Here is an 18,845-nt window from a genome sequence, read left to right as displayed (position 1 = left end):
GCGGGCGGGATGGCCGGCGCGTGCCGGGTCGCGGGCGGGATGCCCCGCGCGGCCGGCAGGGCGGCGCGGCGCCGGCGGCCGGCCCATCCGTCCCGGATAGGCCAACAGACGGCGGCGGGGGGGATTGCCCAGGCCGCCCCTGCCGGCGGGCGGTAGCGGCGCCCGGCGGCTTGCGGTAACGGGGCCTGGCCGACCCGAGGGATCCCGCATGATGCGCCGCCTGCTGCTGCCCGCCTGCCTCGCCGCCCTTGCCCTGTCGGCCGCGGCGCTGCCGGCACGGGCCCAGCCGGTGCGCTTCGTCGCCTTCGGCGACATGCCCTACTGCCAGCCCGCGGCGCCCGAGCGCTGCCCGGCCGAGGAAGGCCGCGTCGCCCGGCTGATGGCGACGATCAATGCGGCGCGGCCGGCCTTCAGCATCTTTGTCGGCGACACCAAGGGCGGGGCGGAGCTCTGCACCGACGACAAGCTGCTGCGGGCGCTGTCCTGGATGACGCTGGCCGACCACCCGCTGGTCTATACGCCGGGCGACAACGAATGGACGGATTGCTGGCAGGGCCGCGCCGGCCGCTACGACCCACAGGAGCGCCTGGCCCTGCTGCGGCAGCGCTTCTTCCCGGGCGCCGAGAGCCTGGGCCGGCGGCCCATGCCGGTGCAGCAGCAGGCCGCGCCCTTCGTCGAGAATGCGCGCTGGCAGCGCGACGGCATCCTGTTCCTGACGCTGCATGTGCCGGGCAGCAACAACAGCCGCCCGGCGGAGCCGGGGGAGCCGGGCGCTGCCGGCCTGCCGCGCGGCCCGGCCGCCCTGGCGGAGTTCGAGGCGCGGGACGCTGCCAACCGCGCCTGGCTGGCCGCCAGCTTCGCCGCGGCGCCGGAGGCGCGCGGGGCGGTCATCGCCCTGCAGGCCGACATGTTCTACCGGCAGGTCTGCGGCCAGGGCTATGACAGCGGCTACCGCGCGATTCGGGAGGCGATCGCCGGCACCGCCCGGGCGTTCGGCCGCCCGGTGCTGCTCATCAACGGCGACAGCCACTACTTCGTGCATCACGAACCGCTGGAGGGCGTGCCGAACCTGACCCGGCTGCAGGTGCCGGGGGAGGCCGATGCGCAGGCAGTGGTCGTCACCTTCGACCCGGCGGCGGACCGGCCCTTCCGCTTCGAGTTGATCGGCGAGGCCGGCAGCCCGCCGGCGCGACCGCCCTGCGCCGGCTACGACTCCTCGATCCGGTCGACCCGCGCCGGGTAGAAGGCGAGGTGGCCGGCAATGGCGGCCATCGCCGGAAAGGGCGCCTCATAGGACCAGATGGCGTTCTCCGACCGCCGGTCCCCCGCGACGATCGTGTAGTAGGCGGCATCGCCCTTGTAGGGGCAGTGCGTGGCATGCGCCGTGCGCTGCAGCAGCGCCATGTCCGCATCCTCCCGCGGGATGTAGAGCACGGGCGGGTAGCTGGCTTCCTGCAGCTGCAGCGCGCGGTCGGTCTCGGCGACCACGGCGCCGTTGAAGGTGACGCGCACGCGGCCCGCATGGGGCGCGATGGCGATGGGGTGGTCGGGCCCTGGCAGCTTCATCCGATGCTTCTCCCTGCCCGGCCGGCCATGCGGCCCGGGTATCGCCCCGATATGCCATCGGCCTTGGCGGCGCCTGGCGGGGCGGCGCGAGACTGGCGCCGCCGGGGCAGCGCGGCAGGGTAACCCGCCCGGCCAGCCCGGCGAAACACGCAGCCAGGAGAGAGTGACCATGCTGGGCCAGAGCCTGTCCGCGCGCGCCGAACCCGCGCCACGCCCGAGCCGGGAGGAGACCGCCATGCGCAGCACCACCGACCGCATCCTGACCCTGCTGTCCTGGGTCGCGGTGCTGTGGATCGCCTACGAGTTCCTCTGGTACCTGCAGTACAAGCTGCCCGGCCCGACCCTGGTCTTCGACCGGCTGAGCGACTGGAGCGGCATCCCGGAGAAGCCCTTCCGGCTGTTCGTCGCCGGCATGGAGACCGCGGCCGCCATCCTGATCCTGATCCCGCGCACCCGGGTCCTCGGCGCCGGCTGGGCGCTGGGCATCATGACGGGGGCGATCTTCTTCCACCTGTTCACGCCGCTGGGCGTCGATCCCTACGAAGATGGCGGGCACCTGTTCAAGGAGGCCTGCTTCACCTGGGCGATGGCCGCCCTGGTGCTGTTCGCCCACCGGGAGGAGGCGATCGCGCTGGTCCGGCGCTATGCGCCTTTGGTCGGGCTGCGGATCGCCTGACCGGCCGGGCGGGACGGCGTATGGTATTCCGCCAACGGTCAGGGATCCCGGGCGTTGGCGGCCTTCGAGGGCTTTCAGGGCGCCGGCCGCGGATGGCGCGATGCGGCCATCGGGGCCGCGCCGGGGCGTTGCGGCGGGGTGCGGACGGGGTGTGGGCATGAGCGGGGCTGAGGCATTGCGGCGGCCGCCGCGGGACACGCGGCTCGACCTGCTGCGCGGCTGGCTGCAGCTGCAGATCTTCGCCTCCCACGCGCACGGGTCCTTCATCGGCGCCTGGCTGATCAGCGCGGCCTGGGGCCTGTCCGACAGCTCGGAGCAGTTCGTCTATCTCTCCGGCTTCGTCCTCGGGTCGGTCTACACGCTGAAGGCGCGCAAGGGCGGCTGGGGCGCGGGGCTGCGCGACCTGCTGCCGCGCATCCGCCGGCTCTGGGCCACGCATATGGTCGTGGTTTGCTCCATGGCGGCGATGGTGATCGCGGTGGAGATGACGCTGCACCTGCCGGGGGAGGCGCGGAGGCTCGGCTGGGGCTGGCTGCTGGATGCGCCCTGGTTCGCGCTGCCGGGCGCCGCGACCATGCTGTGGCAGCCGACCGAGATGGGCATCCTGCCGGTGTTCGTCTGGTCCATGCTGCTGCTGCCGGGCTTCCTGTGGCTGGCCGACCGCATCGGCGCCTGGGCACTGGCGCCCAGCCTGGCGCTGTACCTGGCCGTGCATCTCTGGGGGTGGGAGCTGCCCGGCCTCGGCGGGCTGGTGGTGGAGTTCAACCCGCTGGCCTGGCAGGTGCTGTTCATCCTGGGGGCCTGGTTCGGGCGGCGGGCGCTGCTGCACGGCCAGGCGGCGCGCCATGATCGCTGGCTGCTGGCCGGGGCGCTGCTGGTCCTGGCCGCCGGCGCGGTGGCGAAGCTGGGCGCGCACCTGGCCTGGTGGTCGTTGGGCGATTGGGACGACAAGCAGCATCTGGCGCCGCTGCGCATCCTGCATGCGCTGTCGCTGGCCTATGCCGTGGTGGCGATCTGGCGGGTGCGGGAGATGGCGCTGCGCGGCGTGCTGGCCCGCGGCCTGGCCGCGGCGGGACAGAAGAGCCTGTATGTCTTCTGCGTCGGGCTGTTCCTGTCCTATGGCATCGAGGTGCTGTTCGTGCTGCAGGGCTGGCGCCTGTGGATCGAGGGCTTGGTGGTGCTGGGTGCCTTCCTGCTGCTGATCTATGCCAGCGCCGGGGAGTGGACGGAGGCTTTGACGCGGCGGCTGAAAAACTCCCAGAAATAGAGGTGGCGCGGGGGATACCTTCCACGCCTCTTTCTTCTTGGGGAGTCCTGGGATGCTGCTGTCCAATTGCCGCCTGCCGGATGGCCGCACCGGCATGCATGTGCTGGTCCGGGGCGAGCGGGTCGCGGCGATCCTCGACGCCCCGGTGGATGACGCGGAGGTGGTGGACTGCCGCGGCCATCTCCTGCTGCCGGCGCTGACCGATTTCCACCTGCATCTCGACAAGGCGCTGTTCGGCCTGCCCTGGATGCCGCATGCCGCCGGGCCGGACCGGATGAGCCGCATCGAGACCGATGCCCGCGTCCTGCCCGGCCTGCCGGTGGAACCCCGCGCCGAGGCGCTGCTGCGCCGCTGCATCGCCGCCGGCACGGTCCATTTCCGCACGCATGTGGACATCACGCCGGTCTTCGGCCTGCGCAACCTGGAGGGCGTGCTGGCGGTGCGCGAGGCCTGGGCGGGGCGCTGCCACATTCAGACCGTCGCCTTCCCGCAGGCCGGGGTGATGCGCGCGCCCGGCACGATCGAGTTGCTGGAGGCGGCGCTGCGGATGGGGGCGGAGGTGCTGGGCGGCCTCGACCCCTGCGAGGTGGACCGCGACCCGAAGGGCCAGCTGGATGCGATCTTCGCCCTGGCAGGGCGGTTCGGCGTCGGGCTCGACATTCACCTGCATGAGGCGGGGGAGATGGGGCTGTTCAGCCTGGCCGAGATCTGCGCCCGCACCCGGGCTTCGGGGATGCAGGGCAAGGTGTGGGTCAGCCACGGGTTCTGTCTGGGCGCGGCGCCCGAGCCGAAGCTGCAGGCGGCGGCCGCCATGTTGGCGGAAGCCGGGGTGGGGCTGGTGAGCCACGGCGCCGGCGCGGCGCCGCTGCCGCCGCTGCTGCGCCTGGCGGAGGCGGGCGTCGCCGTGCTGATCGGCAACGACAACATGCGGGATACCTGGAGCCCCTATGGCACGGGGGACATGCTGGAGCGCGCGGCGGTCATCGGCTGGCGCCTGGATGCGCGGACGGATGCGGCCATCGCGCGGCTGTTCGGGATGGCGACGGCGGAGGGCGCGCGGGGATTGGGGATCGAGGCGCCGGCGGTGTGGGAGGGGGCGGTGGCGTCCTTCGTGGCCTTGCCGGCGGAGGGCGTGGGGGAGGCGGTGGCGCAGCATCCCCCACGGGGTGTGGTGGTGTTCCGGGGGCGGGTGGTGGAAGCCTGAGCGAGGTGCGCTTGCGCATGGCGGAGCATTGGCATATGCCGTGAGCATATGCCAGGGAGTACCGTCGCGTGCCGCAGCCCGATCCCGCCCCGCGCCGCGTCCGCCTTTTCCGCAACAACCGCAACCAGGCGATCCGCATCCCAGTGGAGTTTGAGCTGCCGGGACAGGAGGCGATGATCCGGCGCGAGGGCGACCGACTGATCATCGAGCCGGTGCCGGATGCCGGACTGCTGGACCTGCTCGCCGGCTGGGAGCCGCTGGATGAACCTTTTCCCGACGTGGACGAGACGCTGCCACCGGCGCGCGACGTCACACTGTGACGCGGTACATGCTCGACACCAACATCGTGTCGGACCTGATCCGGAACCCGGCCGGTCGCGCGGCTGGGCAGGTCGCGCGGGTGGGGGAGGAGGCGCTCTGCCTCAGCATCGTCACGGCCGCGGAGCTTCGCTACGGCGGGGAGCGCAGCGGGTCGGAGCGCATCCAGGCGCGGGTGGCGGCGGTGCTGGCGCGGCTGCCGGTGCTGCCCTTCGACCATCCCGCCGATGCCGAGTATGCGCGGCTGCGGACCGCGCTGGAGGCGGCGGGCCAGGTCATCGGCCCAAACGACATGCTGATCGCGGCCCATGCGCTGGCGACCGGCGCGACACTGGTGACGGGGAATACCGGGGAGTTCCGGCGCGTGGCGGGGCTGACGGTGGAGGATTGGGTCCGGGGCTGACCCCGGCGCCCACCAACCCGCCGCGGGCCGCCTCCGTCCGCCCCGCAGCGGAGCAGCCGGCTACGCTCCCTGCCCGCGGCGCGGGCATCCCGCGCCGCGGGAGCCCGATCCCGCCCCGCCGGGGGCTGGCGCGCCGCCGGCGCCATGCGATGCTCCTGCGCTGGACAAGGCGCGGCGCATGCAGACCGACCCGATCGAGCTGGAGCTTTTCCGCAACGCCCTCTTCTCCATCGCGGACGAGATGGCGCTGACCGTCCATCGCACGACCTACTCCGCCGTGCTGAAGGACAACATGGACTACAGCACCGCCTTCTGCGACGCGGAGGGACGGCTGGTGGCGCAGGGGCTGACCCTGCCCAGCCACCTGGGCAGCATCCCGGAAGCGCTGGGTGCCGTCATGCGCCGCTACGGCACGACCATGGCGGAAGGCGACATCTTCGTCCTCAACGACCCCTTCGAGGGCGGGATGCACCTGCCCGACATCTTCTTGTTCCAGCCCATCTTCGTGGATGGCGAACGGGTGGCGATTGCCGCGACCATCTGCCACCACACCGATGTCGGCGGCCGCGTGCCGGGCTCCAACGCCTCCGACAGCACGGAGATCTACCAGGAAGGCCTGCGCATCCCGCCGCTGCGGCTCTACACCCGCGGCGAGCCGAACGAGACGCTGCACGCGCTGATCGAGAAGAATGTCCGCGTGCCGGTGAAAGTCTTCGGCGACCTCCGCGCGCAGCTCGCCGCCTGCACCATCGCGGAGCGGCAGTTCAAGGCGCTGGTCGCCCGCACCGGCGTCGAGAAGACGCGATTCTACATGAACGAGTTGCTGGACTATGCCGAGCGCCTTGCCCGCGCCGCCCTGCGCGACCTGCCGGACGGCGAATGGTCCTTCGAGGATCATATCGACGATGACGGCGTCGAGGTCGGCAAGCCCATCCCGCTGCGCGTGCGGGTGGAGAAGCGCGGCGACCGCATGCTGGTGGACTGGACCGGCACCAGCCCGCAGGTGAAGGGCGCCATCAACAACACGCTCAGCTTCACCCGCTCCGCCAGCTATTGCGGGGTGAAGTCCATCCTGCCCGCCAACATCCCGAACAACGAGGGGTATTTCCGCGTCATCGAGGTGGTGGCGCCGCCCGGCACCGTCGCGCATGGCGTGCTGCCGGCCGCCTGCGCGGCGCGCGGCCTGACCGGCTTCCGCATGGTGGACTGCCTGTTCGGCGCGCTGGCGCAGATGCTGCCGGACCGCGTCGGCGCCGCCGGCGATGGCGGCAATATCGGCGTCTCGATCGGCGGGTACACGCCGGATCGGCAGCCCTTCATCTATGTGGACTTCACCTGCTGCGCCTGGGGCGGCCGGCCCTTCGCCGATGGCTGCGACGGCAACAGCCACATGTTCGCCAACATGGCGAGCCCCTCCATCGAGGTGACGGAAACCGAGCAGCCCATCCAGATCACCCGCTACGAATTCCTGCCGGACACCATGGGGCCCGGCCAGTATCGCGGCGGCGCGCCCTTCTGCCGCGAATACCGCTTCCTGGAGCAGGAGGGCGTGCTGCAGGTGCGCGCCGACCGCCGCGCCTTCCTGCCCTTCGGCCTGCAGGGCGGCGGCGCCGGCGCGCCGTCCATGAACTGGCTGGAGCGGGACGGGAAAACCGAGAAGCTGCCGAGCAAATTCTGCATCACGCTGAAGTATGGCGATGTCTTCCGGCTGGACGTGCCGGGCGGCGGCGGCTGGGGCGACCCGCTGGCGCGCGAGCCGGCCAGCGTGCTGCGCGATGCGCGGAACGGCCTGGTCTCGGTCGAGGCGGCGCGGCGCGACTACGGCGTGGTCATCGCGCCCGGCTGGCAGGTGGATGTGGCGGCGACCGAGGCGCTGCGCGCGGAGCGCCGTGCCGGCCGCGGGCCGCTGCCCGCCGTGACGCGGGAGCGTGCGGCATGACCTGGCGCGTCTCCGCCGATATCGGCGGCACCTTCACCGACCTGGTCGCCATCGGCCCCGGCGGCGCGCTGCGCACCAAGAAGGTGTCGTCCAGCGTCGGCGACTATGGCCGCGCCATCGTGGAAGGGCTGGGCGAGCTCTTCGCCGAATGCGGCATCGCGCCCGATCAGGTGGAGGAGGTGCTGCATGCGACCACCGTCGCCTCCAACGCCATCCTCGAGCACAAAGGCGCCCGCACCGGCCTGATCACAACGCAGGGCTTCCGCGACGTGCTGGAGATCCGCACGCTGCGGATGCCGCGCCTCTATGACCTGCGCTGGGAGAAGCCGGCGCCGCTGGTGCCGCGGCATCTCCGCCTCGGCGTCACCGAACGGGTGAACCATCGCGGCGAGGTCGAGACGCCGCTGGACGAGGCCGAGGCCGTCACCGCGGTGGAGGCGCTGCTGGCCGAGGGCGTCGCCGCCATCGCCGTCTGCCTGCTGCACAGCTACGCCAACCCCGCGCATGAACGCCGCCTGGGCGAGATCATCGCCGCCCGCGCGCCCGGTCTGCCCGTCTCGCTGAGCGTGGACGTGCTGCCCGAGATGAAGGAGTACGAGCGCACCTCCACCACCGTCATCAACGCCTATCTCGGCCCCATCCTCGGCCGCTACCTGACGGCGCTGTCGGGCGATCTGCGGGAGGCCGGGCTGGCCGCGCCGCTGCTGCTGATGCAGTCCTCCGGCGGGCTGATGCCGGCGGCGGAGGCGGCGCGGCTGCCGGTGCATGTGGTGGAAAGCGGCCCCGCCGCCGGCGTCATCGGCGTGCAGATGCTGGCGCGCCGCATCGGCCTGCCCAACGCCATCTCCTTCGACATGGGCGGCACCACCGCCAAGGCCGGCGTCATCGAGAATGGCGAGGTGACGCGCGCCGGCGAGTACAGCGTCGGCGGCGGCATCATGGTCGGGTCCCGCCTGCTCTCCGGCGCCGGCTACCAGTTGAAGGTGCCGGCCATCGACCTGGCGGAGGTCGGCGCCGGCGGCGGATCGGTGATCTGGCTGGATGCCGCCGGGGCGCCGCAGGTGGGGCCGGAAAGCGCCGGCGCGCATCCCGGCCCGGTCTGCTACGGCAAGGGCAACATGCAGCCGACCGTGACGGATGCCAATGTCGCGCTGGGCTATCTGAACCCGGTGGCGCTGGTCGGCGGCGCGTTGCCGATTGATGCCGCGGCGTCGCGCGCGGCCATCGCCGACCGCATCGCCGCGCCGCTGGGCCTGAGCGTCGAGGAGGCGGCGCATGGCGCGCATCTGATCGCCGCGTCGAACATGATCCGCGCCATCAAGGCCGTGACCTCGGAGCGCGGCCGCGATCCGCGCGCCTTCGCCCTCGTCGCCTTCGGCGGCAACGGGCCGCTGTTTGCCGCCGGCATGGCACGGGCGCTGGGCATGACGCGGGTCGTGGTGCCGCCTTCGGCCGGCGTCTTCTCAGCAGTCGGGCTGCTGGCGTCCGATGTGGAGGTGCATCTCTCGCGCTCCTGGCGCCGCTTCGCGCAGGGGCTGGACCCGGCGGCGCTGGAGACGGCGGCTTCGGCGCTGGCCGAGGAGGCGCGTGCCCGCCTGGCGACGCAGGGTTTCCCGCCCGCACGCATCCAGGTCCGCCGCGCTTCCACCCTCCGCTACCAGGGCCAGTCCTTCGAACTGGCGGTGCCGATGGAAGCGGGCGACACGCCCGACGCCGTCGCGGAACGCTACGGTGCCGAGCATGAGCGCACCTATGGCCACCGCGCCGGCGCCGGCGAGCCGGTGGAGTTCGTGACTCTGCAGGCGGTCGGCACCGGCCTGCCGGAACGGGACCGAATGCCGGACCGGCTCTCGCCGCACGCCGTCACGCCCGCCGTGCCGGCGCGCGCGGCTTATTTCGGCCGCGCGCTGGGCTGGCTGGAAACCCGCGTGCTGTCGCGCGACGCGCTGGCCGCGCCGGCGCCGGGCCCCGCCATCATCGAGGAATACGACTGCACCTGCCTGGTGCCGCCCGGTGCCACCGCCGCGCTCGACCACTTCAACAATATCGTCATCGACCTGCAGGGGGACTCATGAGGGTTTGGATGCTGGGCGCCGTCGCGGCGCTGGTGCTGGGCGGCGTGGCGGGGGCGCAGACCGTGCCGGCCGGGCCGAAGGTGACGGTGGTGGCGGTGACGCAGCCGCTGCCGACCCAGCCGCAATTCACCCGCGTGGACGTGCCCGTGCTGCGCGAAGGCCTGGCGAGCCGCAGCAACGGCCGGATCGAGGTGCAGCTCTCGACGCATGCCGAGCGCAACCTGTCCGGCACGGAGCTAGTGCGGCTGGTGCGGTCCGGCCAGGCGGATATCGGCGCCAGCACGCTGACCACGCTGTCGGGCGACGTGCCGATCCTGGATGGCGTGGACCTGGCCGGCCTGGCGCCCGATATCGCCACGGCCAAGCGCATCGCGGAGGCGATGCTGCCGGTGGTGAACCGCGACCTGGAGCGGTTCGGCACCCGCATGATGATCATCTATCCCTTCCCGGCGCAGGTGGTCTGGTGCCGCCAGCCCTTCGCCAGCTTCGCCGACCTGAAGGGCCGCAAGGTCCGCACCTTCGGCAACTCCCTGGTGGACTTCTTCACCGCGCTCGGCGCGCAGCCCGTCTCCATCGGCTTCCCCGAGGTCTATTCGGCGCTGGAGCGCGGCGTGGTGGATTGCGCCATCACCGGCACGGGCAGCGGCGTCGCGGCGCGCTGGCCCGAGGTGACGACGCATGTCTCCAACCTCGCGGTCTCCTGGGCGCTGGCGGGCTACATGGTGAATATCAGCTGGTGGAACCGGCTGGATCCGGCCGTGCGCACGGCCATCGAGGCGTCCCTGCGCGAGGTGAACGAGAAGCAGTGGGAGCTGGGCGCGGCGGCTACGCGCGACGGGCTGGACTGCGCCGTCGGCAAGACGGATGGCTGCCGGATCCACACCCTGACGACGCGGCCCATGACCGAGGTCTCGGCGACCGAGGCCGATCGCGCGGCGCTGCGCGAGATCCTCGACAAGACCGTGCTGCCCGGCTTCGTCCGCCGCTGCGGCGCCCGCTGCGGCGAAGTGTTCAACCAGACCATCGCGCCCATCGCCGGCGTGCGCTTCGGCGGGTGAGCGCCGCCGACGTATCGCCCGCGCCGCTGCTGGCGGCGCGGCGCCTGCGGCTTGCTGTCACGGCATTGGCTTCGCTGATGGCGCATCTCGCCGGCTGGAACTACGTGGCCTGCGCGCTGTTCATCACCTTCGACGTGGTGGCGCGCAGCCTGTTCGGCTTCTCCTCCAAGGCGACCATCGAGATCACCGGCTACATGCTGGCCGGCGGCATCGCCTGGGGCCTGGCGCATGCGCTGGCGCGGCGGGCGCATATCCGGGTGGATGTCTGGGTGAACCGCCTGCCGCTGACGCTGCGGTCCTGGCTGCACCTGCTGTCCCTGCTGCTGCTGCTGGGCTTCGCGCTGTTCTGCGCCTGGGCCGCCTGGTCCCTGGTGGATGAGAGCCTGCTGTTCGATGCGCATGACAACAGCGCGCTGCGCGTGCCCCTTGTCATCCCGCAGGGCGTCTGGGGCTTCGGCATCCTGGCCTTCTGCGGGATGATCTTGGTGCTGGTCCTGGAATCGGCGCTGGCCTTGCTGCTGGGCCGGGCGGACGAGCTGGACCGACTGCTGGGCGCCCGCACGTTGGAGGACGAGACGGAGGAGGCGCTGGAGGCGGTGCGCATGGCGCGCGGCACCGCCCCATGATCGCCGTCGTCCTCCTGTTGGCGATGCTGGCCGCCGCCGTCTTCGCGGCGGCCACCGGCGGCCAGGCCGTGCCGGTCGTCGAGATCCTGGCGCTGACCGGCGTCTTCCTGGTGTTCTTCGGGGCCGGTGTCTATGTCGCGGCGGTGCTGGGGCTGCTCGGCATACTCGTCGGCCTCACCTTCTCCGACCGGCCCTGGTGGGCCTTCGCCGGCCAGACGCTGTGGGGCCCGTCCTCCAATTTCGTGCTGGTGGCGGTGCCGCTCTTCCTGCTGATGGGAGAGATCCTCCTGCGCGCCGGATTGTCGGACCGGCTGTACCGCGCGCTGAATGTCTGGTTGAACCGGCTGCCGGGCGGGCTGCTGCACACCAACATCGTCTCCTGCGCGGTCTTCTCCGCCATCTCCGGAAGTTCGGTTGCGACGGCGGCCACCATGGGTTCCGTGGCGCTGCCCTATTTCAACAACTCCGCCTACAGCCAGCGGATGGTGCTGGGCTCGCTGGCCGCCGGCGGGGCGCTGGGCAACCTGATCCCGCCCGGCATCACCTTCATCATCTACGGCCTGATCACGGAGACCTCGGTCGGCGCGCTCTACATCGCGGCGCTGCTACCCAGCCTGCTGGTCACCGGGCTCTTCATCGCGGTCATCCTGGCGCATGGCCTGGCGAACCCGCTGGACCGGCCACCGCCATTGCCGCTCGCCCTCAAGCTGCGGGCGCTGCTGGACCTGGTGCCGACGCTGCTGCTGATTCTGCTGGTGCTGGGCTCGATCTATGCCGGCTATGCCACGCCGACCGAGGCGGCGGCGCTGGGCGTGGTCGGCGCCGCGGGCTTCGCCGCCGTGGAAGGCAAGCTGTCCTTCCGCCTGCTGAACGCGAGCGCGGAGGCGACGGCGCGCAACACCGCGCTGCTCGGCCTGATCATCTTCGGCGCCTATCTGCTGAACTACCTGCTGACGGCGATCAACGTGCCGCAGGCGCTGGCCGGCTTCATCGGCGGCCTGCCGCTGCCGCCCTGGGCGATCATGGCCTGCATCCTGGCGCTCTACCTCGCGCTCGGCACCTTCATGGAGGGCTTCTCCATGATCATCACCACCGTGCCGGTGGTGTTCCCGATCGTCACCGCCCTGGGCTACGACCCCATCTGGTTCGGTGTCATGGTGACCATGCTGGTGGAGATCGCCCAGATCAGCCCGCCGGACGGCACGGTGATGTATGTCCTTCAGGGGATGCGGCCTAAGCCCGGCCCGATCACCGATGTCTTCGTCGGGGTCACGCCCTTCCTGGCGGCCTATCTGCTGGCGGTGGTGCTGCTGATGGTCTGGCCGGATATTGCGCTCTGGCTGCCAAGGGTTATGGGTTAGTGCTCTGCCCCCGGAGGGAGCCGCCGGAGGCGGCGACCGGACGGGATGCGCAGGCGAGGCAGGCAAGGCCAGCATGAGCGACAGACCCGTTCGCATCGCCGTCGATATCGGCGGAACCTTCACCGACCTGCAGGTGCTGGACGCCCGCGACGGCAGCGTGCGCGCCTGGAAGACCCCGACCACGCCGGAGGACCCGAGCATCGGCCTGCTGCGCGGCGTCGCGGAGGCGGCGCAGCGCTTCGGCTTCGCGCTGGCCGATGTGGGCCTGCTGCTGCACGGCACCACCATCGCCACCAATGCGGTGCTGGAACGCAAGCTCGCCCGCGGCGTGCTGCTGACCACCGCGGGGTTCGAGGATGTGCTGGAGATCACCCGCCATGTCCGGCGGGAACTCTACAAGGTGGACCCAGATCCCTTCCCCTGTTTGATCGAGCGCGACCGTCGCCTGGGCGTGCCGGAGCGGATGCGGGCGGACGGCACGGCCGAACTGCCCCTGGACGAGGCGGCGTTGCCCGGCCTGCTGGCGCGGCTGGACGCGCTGGGGGCGGAGGCGGTGGCGGTCTGCCTGCTGCACAGCTATGTCAACCCGGCGCATGAGCAGCGGCTGAAGGCGCTGCTCGCGGCGGCGCGGCCTTTGCTGCCCGTGTCGCTGTCCTCCGAGATCAGCCCGGAAATCCGCGAATACGAACGCAGCAGCACCACGGTGCTGAATGCGCTGCTGATGCCGGTGGTGAAGGCCTATCTCGATAGGCTGGAGGGGAAACTGGGCGAAGGCGGCTTCGCGCCGCTGGTCTTCCTGGTGCAGTCGAATGGCGGCGTCTGCAGCCTGCGCCAGGCGGCGGAACAGCCGGCGCGGCTGCTGCTTTCCGGCCCGTCCGGCGGCGCGCTGGCCGCGGGACGCATCGCGCAATTGCTGGCGCGGCCGAACCTCGTCGCGGTGGATATGGGGGGCACGTCCTACGATGTCTCAGTGGTGCAGGGGGGCCGCGTCAGCGTGGTGACGCAGGGCGAGATCGACCGCCTGCCGGTGCGCCTGCCAATGGTGGAGATGCGCACCATCGGCGCCGGCGGCGGCTCCATCGCCAGCGTCGATCATGGCGGGCGGCTGACGGTCGGGCCGCGCAGCGCCGGGTCGCGCCCGGGCCCAGTGGCCTATGGCCGTGGCGGGACGGAGCCGACGGTGACCGACGCCAACCTGGCGCTGGGGCGGCTGGACCCGGACTACTTCCTCGGCGGCATGATGAAGCTGGACATGCCGGCGACGCGCGCGGCCATCGCCGACAAGGTCGGCGCGCCGCTGGGCCTGGCGGTGGAGCCGGCGGCGCAGGGCATGCTGACGGTGGTGAATGCCAATTTGGGCGCCGCCGTGCGGCTGTCGCTCTTCGAGAAGGGGCTGGACCCGCGCGACTTCTCCCTGCTGTCCTTCGGGGGCGCCGGCGGGCTGCACGCAATTGATGTCGCGGCGGAAATGGGCATCCGCGAGGTGATCTTCCCGCGGGAGCCCGGAACCCTCTCCGCCTACGGCATCCTCTATTCCGACCTGGTGCAGGACATCGCCCGGTCGCGCGTCATGCCCGCCCTGCCGGCCAGCCTGCCCGCCATCGTGGCGCTGGTCGCCGAGTTGCGGGCCGAGGCCGATGCCGGCCTGGCGCGCGACGGCGTACCGCCGGAACGCCGCGAGATCAGCATTGCAGCCGACATGCGCTACCACGGCCAGGCCTTCGAATTGCTGGTGCCCTGGCCGGAGGCGACGGAATTGGCGCCGCTGCTGGCCCGCTTCCACGCCATGCACCGCCAGCGCTTCTCCTACGCCGATGAGGCGGAGGCGGTGGAACTCGTCACGCTCCGCGCCATCGCCACCGGCCGCCTGCCGAAGCCGGAGGCGGCGGAGCATGCGCCCGAAGCGCGCCCGGCGCTGAAGGGCAGCCGCCGCGTCTTCGAGGACGGCGCCTGGCGCGACGTGCCGGTCTGGGACCGGGAGGCGCTGCCGCCGGAGGACCGCATCACCGGTCCCGCCATCGTCGAGGAACCCTTCGCCACGCACTGGATCGGCCGCGGCTGGACCGCGATGCTCGGCCCGGCGGGCGCGCTGATTGCCCGGAGTGATGCCTGATGCTCGGCCCCATCGAGATCGAGGTCATCCGCAACGCCCTGACCGCCGCCGCGGCGGAGATGGATGTGACGGTCTGGCGTACCAGCCGCAGCACCATCGTGCGCGAATTGCTGGACTACTCCACCGCCGTCTTTGACGCCGAGGGGAACAACCTGGCGCAATCCGCGCGCATCCCCAGCCACCTCAACAGCATGTCGCATTTCCTGCGGGAATTGCTGGACCGCTACGTCGACCCGGCGACCTGGGGGCCGGAGGACGTCGTCATCTCCAACGATCCCTATTGCGGCGGCCAACACCTGCCGGACATCTGCGCCTTCAAGCCGGTTTTCCATGAAGGGCGGCGCATCGCCTTCGTCGGCACGCTCTGCCACCACATCGATGTCGGCGGGCTGGTGGCGGGCAGCTATGCCGCCAAGGCGATCGAGATCTTCCAGGAAGGCCTGCGCATCCCGCCCCTGAAGCTGATCGAGAACGGCGTCCGCAATGAGGGCGTCTGGGCGATGATCCGGCAGAATATCCGCAAGCCGGACCTGCTGCTGGGAGACCTGCAGAGCCAGATCGCCAGCCTGGAGGTCGGCGCCGCGGCGCTGCGCCGCCTCGCCACCCGCTATGGCGCCGCGGGGATGATCGAGGCCGGGCGCCGCATCCTCGACATGAGCGAGCAGGCCATGCGCGCCGCCATTGGCCGCATGCCGGACGGAACCTATGAGTTCACGGACTGGCTGGACGATGACGGCATCGACCTCGACAAGCCCATCAGGCTGCATGTGTCGCTGACCATCCGGGGCGACAGCATCTCCGTCGACCTCTCCGGCTGCTCGCCGCAGGTGCAGGGACCGACCAATGCGACGCTGGCGAGCAGCAATGCCGCGGTCATGTTCGCCGTCATGTGCGCCTGCGACGAGCCCTTCGCCGCCAATGCCGGCTGCTATCGCCCCGTCACGACCATCGCGCCCGAAGGGCTGGTGGTGAATGCGCGCCACCCCGCGCCCGTCGTGCACCGCATCGCCGTCACGCACCGCCTGCTCAATGCGATGTTCGGCGCGCTGCACCAGGCGGTGCCGGACCGCATCCCGGCGGCCTATTATGGGAATTCCTATGTCTGTACCTTCCAGACGGTCGGGGAAGACCAGAAGCGGGAGGTACTCGTAGAAATCGAGATCGGCGGGACCGGCGCGCACCCGTCCAAGGATGGCGTGAACGCCCTCTCGGCCGGGATGCACAACAACAGCAACATCCCGATCGAAATGATCGAGGCGCAGGCGCCGCTGACCATCACCCGCTACGGCCTGCTGCCGGGCAGCGGCGGGGCGGGGGAGCGGCGCGGCGGCCTCGGCCTGCTGCGGGAATGGCGGGTGGACAGCCCGCGCTGCTTCTTCACCGCCAACATGGACCGCTTCGTCCATGCGCCCTATGGGCTGGCGGGCGGCGGCCCGGCCTCGGTCGGGCGGCTGGTGCTGGCGCGCGACGGCGCCGAAAGCCCGCTGCCCCCGAAGTCCGACAATGTCCCGCTGCAGCAGGGCGACCGGGTGCGGCTGGAAACCTCGGGCGGCGGCGGCTTCGGCGACACGGCGAAGCGCGACGCCGCGGCGCGGGCGCGCGACCGGGCGCTGGGCTACGTCGCCGGGTGACCTTCGACCCCCGCGCGCACCGCCTGGTGCCGGAGCAGCGCTGGTTCGGGGATTTCGTCCTCGGCGAGCGGTTCCCGCTGCCGTCCCGCACCATGACCAGCGGCCTCTTCGCCGCCTTCCAGGCCGCCTCGGGCGACAACCACCCCATCCACTACGATGCGGAATACTGCCGGGCGTATGGCCTGCCCGGAATGCTGGCGCATGGCTACCAGGTGGCGATCCAGACCTGCGCCGGCGCCGGGCTGTTCCCGCATATGGTCGAGGAGTCGCTGAAGGGCTTCCTCGAGCAGTCCACGCGCTTCCTGCATCCGGTGGTGCTGGGCGACACGCTGTACCCCCTGCTGGAGGTGGACGAACTCACCGCGCAGCGGACCACCGGCATCCTCGGCCTGCGGGCGACCATCCACAACCAGCACGGTGTGCAGGTGCTGGACGGCCGCCATCGCTACCTGCTGCGGAAGCGTCCGGACTAATCCGCCTGCCGCAGGCCGGAGGCGGCGATCAGCTCGGCGTATTTCTCCACCTCGGCGCGGACATAGCGGCCGAACTCGCGGCGGCCGAGATAGCGGATGGGGTGGGAGGCGCGCGTCATCCCCTCCACCACGCTCGGCGTGCGGAGCGTGCGGGCGCAGGCGGCGTCGATGCGCTCCAGCACCGGCTCCGGCGTGCCGGATGGCGCGAAGATCCCGGTCCAGAGCGGATAGACCAGGTCATGCCCCAGTTCCCGCAGCGTCGGCGCCTCCGGCATGTCGGCGACGCGCCGCTCGCCGAACACCGCGATGGCATGCAGCTGGTATTGCGCGACGAGGTTGGCCTCGGCCGCCAGCATCAGCACCGTGCCGGACTGCATGGCCAGCACGCTGTCGCCGGACCCGCGGAAGGGCACGTGGTTCATCTCGATGCCGAGCGCGCGGGTCAGGCCGGTCATCGCCAGGTGGCCGAGGCCGCCGACGCCGCCCGAGGCATAGGGCGCCTGGCCGGGCGCCGCCTTCGCCTTCGCCACGATATCCGCCACCGTGCGGATCCCGGTCGCTTTCGGCGTCATCAGTGTCAGCGGCGCCTCCGCCACCAGGCAGACCGGCGCCAGGCTGTCGGCGCGATAGGGCAGGTTGGCGCGGAAGCTCGGCTGCACGGCGACGGGCGCCATGGAGGTGAGCATCAGCGTCGTGCCGTCCGGCTTCGACCGCGCCACCTCCGCCGTGCCGATGGTGCCGGTGGCGCCGCCGACATTGCGGATGATGAGCTGGCCGCCGAGTTCCTCGGCGAAGACCGGCTGGATCAGGCGGCCGATGATGTCGGTGCCGCCGCCGGCCGGCCAGGGAATGATCAGCTGGGTCTGGCCAGCTTGGGCCTGTGCCGCGGCCTGCCCGGCCCAGAGCAGCAGCCCGGCCGCCAGCGCGGCCAGGCGCGGTGCGATGCGCATCCCGTCGTCTCCTCCTCCGCGGGCCCCGCTTGTCGCCGCGGGTGCCCTGGGGGGAGGAGGCTAGCGAAGCCGCCGGCCGCGTTTCAATCCACAAGCCGCCGGACGAAGCGCCGGGTGCCGCGGAACAGCGGCCGGACGCGGTCGCACCAGGGGGTGCTGCGGGCCTTGATCCACGCGGCGGACTGGTTCACCTCCGGCCGCTCGAACCGGTAGGCGGCCAGCAGGTTGGGCGCGCCGCCATCCAGCCGCCGGTAGCGCGTGCCGCCGATGCAGCCGGGCACGCCGGTCAGCAGCGGCAGGTGCTCCTGCTCGTACCAGTCGTAGATGGCGGGCAGGTCGGCCTCGGCGATGTCCAGCTCGACCGTGTAGAGGAAGGGCGCGGGGTGGGTGACGTCGCCGAGCGCGGCGATGAAGGCATAGGGGATGCCGTCCTTGGCGGCGGCGGGCGGGTTCTCCAGCCAGTGCCAGGTATCGGCCGGGTTCTCCAGGTCCTGGTAGCGCAGGCCGTCGCCACGGCCTTGTTGGATCAGCAGGTCGGCCATCGGGTTTCCTCCTTGCCCTTGTCGGGGCAGTATCCCGGCCGGCGAGGGAACGACAAGCGGGGGATGGCCGATGCGGGGCTATGAGTGGCTGGCGCGCAGCCTGCAGGCCTCCGGCCAGACGCATGTCTTCTTCGTGGATGCGGTGCTGCGGCGGACATTGCTGGAGCTGGAACGGGTTGGCGTGCAGCCGGTGCTGGCGCATACCGAGAAGGCGGCGGTCTACATGGCCGATGCCTATGGCCGCGTCTCCGGCCGGCCGGGGGTGGTGGCGGCGCAGTCGGTCGGCACGGCGAATCTGGCGGCAGGGCTGCAGGACGCCTTCCTGGCGCGCAGCCCGGTGCTGGCGCTGACCGGCCACAAGCCCATCGGCCACCAGCATCGCAACGCCTACCAGGAAGTGGCGCATGCGCCGCTGTTCGCGCCGGTGACGAAATTCGCCGCCATGGTGCAGGACGCCGCCGACCTGCCGCGGCAATTCCGCCAGGCCTGGGCGGCCGCCGTGGCCGTGCCGCCCCGGCCCGTGCATCTCGACCTCAACGGGCTGATGGGCGAGTTCGTCGAGACCTCCGAGACGGCGGAGCCGCCGGCGGCGCTGGGCGCCTGGACCGCGCCGCGGCACCGGCCGGTGGCGGAGGCCGCGGCC

18 protein-coding genes are annotated in these 18,845 nt (G+C 71.7%); 15 read left to right on the top strand and 3 right to left on the bottom strand.

Translation table 11 applies throughout. The features are described 5' to 3' along the window. The first annotated feature begins 211 nt into the window (after positions 1-211). Entirely contained in the window at positions 212-1,243 is a 1,032-nt protein-coding gene (locus E2C05_RS17130; RefSeq protein ID WP_133220866.1) for a hypothetical protein, read from the top strand. Here E2C05_RS17130 and E2C05_RS17125 read toward each other — a convergent pair. Continuing rightward, positions 1,207-1,566, bottom strand: a complete 360-nt coding sequence (locus tag E2C05_RS17125; protein WP_133220865.1) for a DUF427 domain-containing protein — start codon at positions 1,564-1,566, stop codon at positions 1,207-1,209. The genes E2C05_RS17130 and E2C05_RS17125 overlap by 37 nt on opposite strands. Positions 1,567-1,801: 235 nt before the next feature. Here E2C05_RS17125 and E2C05_RS33100 point away from each other — a divergent pair, with 235 nt between their 5' ends. The 13 genes from E2C05_RS33100 to E2C05_RS17060 all read left to right on the top strand — a co-directional run bounded on the left by E2C05_RS33100 (position 1,802) and on the right by E2C05_RS17060 (position 16,710). After that, positions 1,802-2,242, top strand: a complete 441-nt coding sequence (locus E2C05_RS33100; protein WP_158292185.1) for a DoxX family protein — start codon at positions 1,802-1,804, stop codon at positions 2,240-2,242. 157 nt (positions 2,243-2,399) lie between these two features. Beyond that, positions 2,400-3,509 (top strand): OpgC family protein, encoded by a 1,110-nt coding sequence (locus E2C05_RS17115; RefSeq protein WP_158292184.1) that lies wholly within the window; start codon positions 2,400-2,402, stop codon positions 3,507-3,509. 52 nt (positions 3,510-3,561) lie between these two features. Beyond that, positions 3,562-4,713: an amidohydrolase gene (locus tag E2C05_RS17110; RefSeq protein ID WP_133220862.1), complete on the top strand. Its 1,152-nt coding sequence runs from the start codon at positions 3,562-3,564 to the stop codon at positions 4,711-4,713. 68 nt (positions 4,714-4,781) lie between these two features. Then, positions 4,782-5,033, top strand: a complete 252-nt coding sequence (locus E2C05_RS17105) for an antitoxin (RefSeq protein WP_133220861.1) — start codon at positions 4,782-4,784, stop codon at positions 5,031-5,033. A gap of 8 nt (positions 5,034-5,041) precedes the next feature. Beyond that, a complete protein-coding gene (locus tag E2C05_RS17100; RefSeq protein WP_133220860.1) occupies positions 5,042-5,434 on the top strand; it encodes a type II toxin-antitoxin system VapC family toxin in 393 nt (130 codons plus the stop codon). 178 nt (positions 5,435-5,612) lie between these two features. After that, positions 5,613-7,373, top strand: coding sequence for a hydantoinase B/oxoprolinase family protein (locus tag E2C05_RS17095; protein WP_133220859.1), 1,761 nt, complete (start codon positions 5,613-5,615; stop codon positions 7,371-7,373). Next, on the top strand, positions 7,370-9,448 hold the full coding sequence (locus tag E2C05_RS17090; protein WP_133220858.1) for a hydantoinase/oxoprolinase family protein: 2,079 nt from the start codon (positions 7,370-7,372) through the stop codon (positions 9,446-9,448). The genes E2C05_RS17095 and E2C05_RS17090 overlap by 4 nt, the downstream gene beginning before the upstream one ends. Before the next feature lie 8 nt (positions 9,449-9,456). Next, positions 9,457-10,506: a TRAP transporter substrate-binding protein gene (locus E2C05_RS17085; protein WP_158292183.1), complete on the top strand. Its 1,050-nt coding sequence runs from the start codon at positions 9,457-9,459 to the stop codon at positions 10,504-10,506. Then, on the top strand, positions 10,503-11,132 hold the full coding sequence (locus E2C05_RS17080; protein WP_158292182.1) for a TRAP transporter small permease subunit: 630 nt from the start codon (positions 10,503-10,505) through the stop codon (positions 11,130-11,132). Before E2C05_RS17085 ends, E2C05_RS17080 begins: the two co-directional genes overlap by 4 nt. After that, the gene (locus E2C05_RS17075) at positions 11,129-12,493 is read left to right on the top strand and encodes a TRAP transporter large permease (protein ID WP_133220855.1); all 1,365 of its coding nucleotides are present in this window, start codon (positions 11,129-11,131) and stop codon (positions 12,491-12,493) included. The genes E2C05_RS17080 and E2C05_RS17075 overlap by 4 nt, the downstream gene beginning before the upstream one ends. 73 nt (positions 12,494-12,566) lie before the next feature. Further along, positions 12,567-14,606 (top strand): hydantoinase/oxoprolinase family protein, encoded by a 2,040-nt coding sequence (locus tag E2C05_RS17070; protein ID WP_133220854.1) that lies wholly within the window; start codon positions 12,567-12,569, stop codon positions 14,604-14,606. After that, positions 14,606-16,237 carry a hydantoinase B/oxoprolinase family protein gene (locus tag E2C05_RS17065; protein WP_133220853.1) on the top strand — a complete coding sequence of 544 codons (1,632 nt, stop codon included), beginning with the start codon at positions 14,606-14,608 and terminating at the stop codon, positions 16,235-16,237. The genes E2C05_RS17070 and E2C05_RS17065 overlap by 1 nt, the downstream gene beginning before the upstream one ends. Continuing rightward, complete coding sequence (locus E2C05_RS17060; RefSeq protein WP_133220852.1) at positions 16,234-16,710, top strand: MaoC family dehydratase; 477 nt, start codon at positions 16,234-16,236, stop codon at positions 16,708-16,710. Before E2C05_RS17065 ends, E2C05_RS17060 begins: the two co-directional genes overlap by 4 nt. On the opposite strand, the gene E2C05_RS17055 is transcribed toward E2C05_RS17060, so the two are convergent. Then, positions 16,707-17,660 carry a Bug family tripartite tricarboxylate transporter substrate binding protein gene (locus E2C05_RS17055; RefSeq protein WP_133220851.1) on the bottom strand — a complete coding sequence of 318 codons (954 nt, stop codon included), beginning with the start codon at positions 17,658-17,660 and terminating at the stop codon, positions 16,707-16,709. The two genes, E2C05_RS17060 and E2C05_RS17055, sit on opposite strands and share 4 nt — an antisense overlap. 83 nt (positions 17,661-17,743) lie before the next feature. Beyond that, complete coding sequence (locus tag E2C05_RS17050; RefSeq protein WP_133220850.1) at positions 17,744-18,202, bottom strand: hypothetical protein; 459 nt, start codon at positions 18,200-18,202, stop codon at positions 17,744-17,746. Positions 18,203-18,272: 70 nt separating this feature from the next. Here E2C05_RS17050 and E2C05_RS17045 point away from each other — a divergent pair. Next, the coding region (locus E2C05_RS17045) for a thiamine pyrophosphate-binding protein (protein WP_133220849.1) at positions 18,273-18,845 on the top strand (573 nt) is incomplete at its 3' end.

Origin of the sequence: Paracraurococcus ruber, from assembly GCF_004353985.1 — a bacterium.
GTDB lineage: Bacteria > Pseudomonadota > Alphaproteobacteria > Acetobacterales > Acetobacteraceae > Paracraurococcus > Paracraurococcus ruber.
The sequence above is the reverse complement of the archived record's forward strand: the minus strand, read 5'-3'. Positions and strand labels throughout refer to the sequence as shown.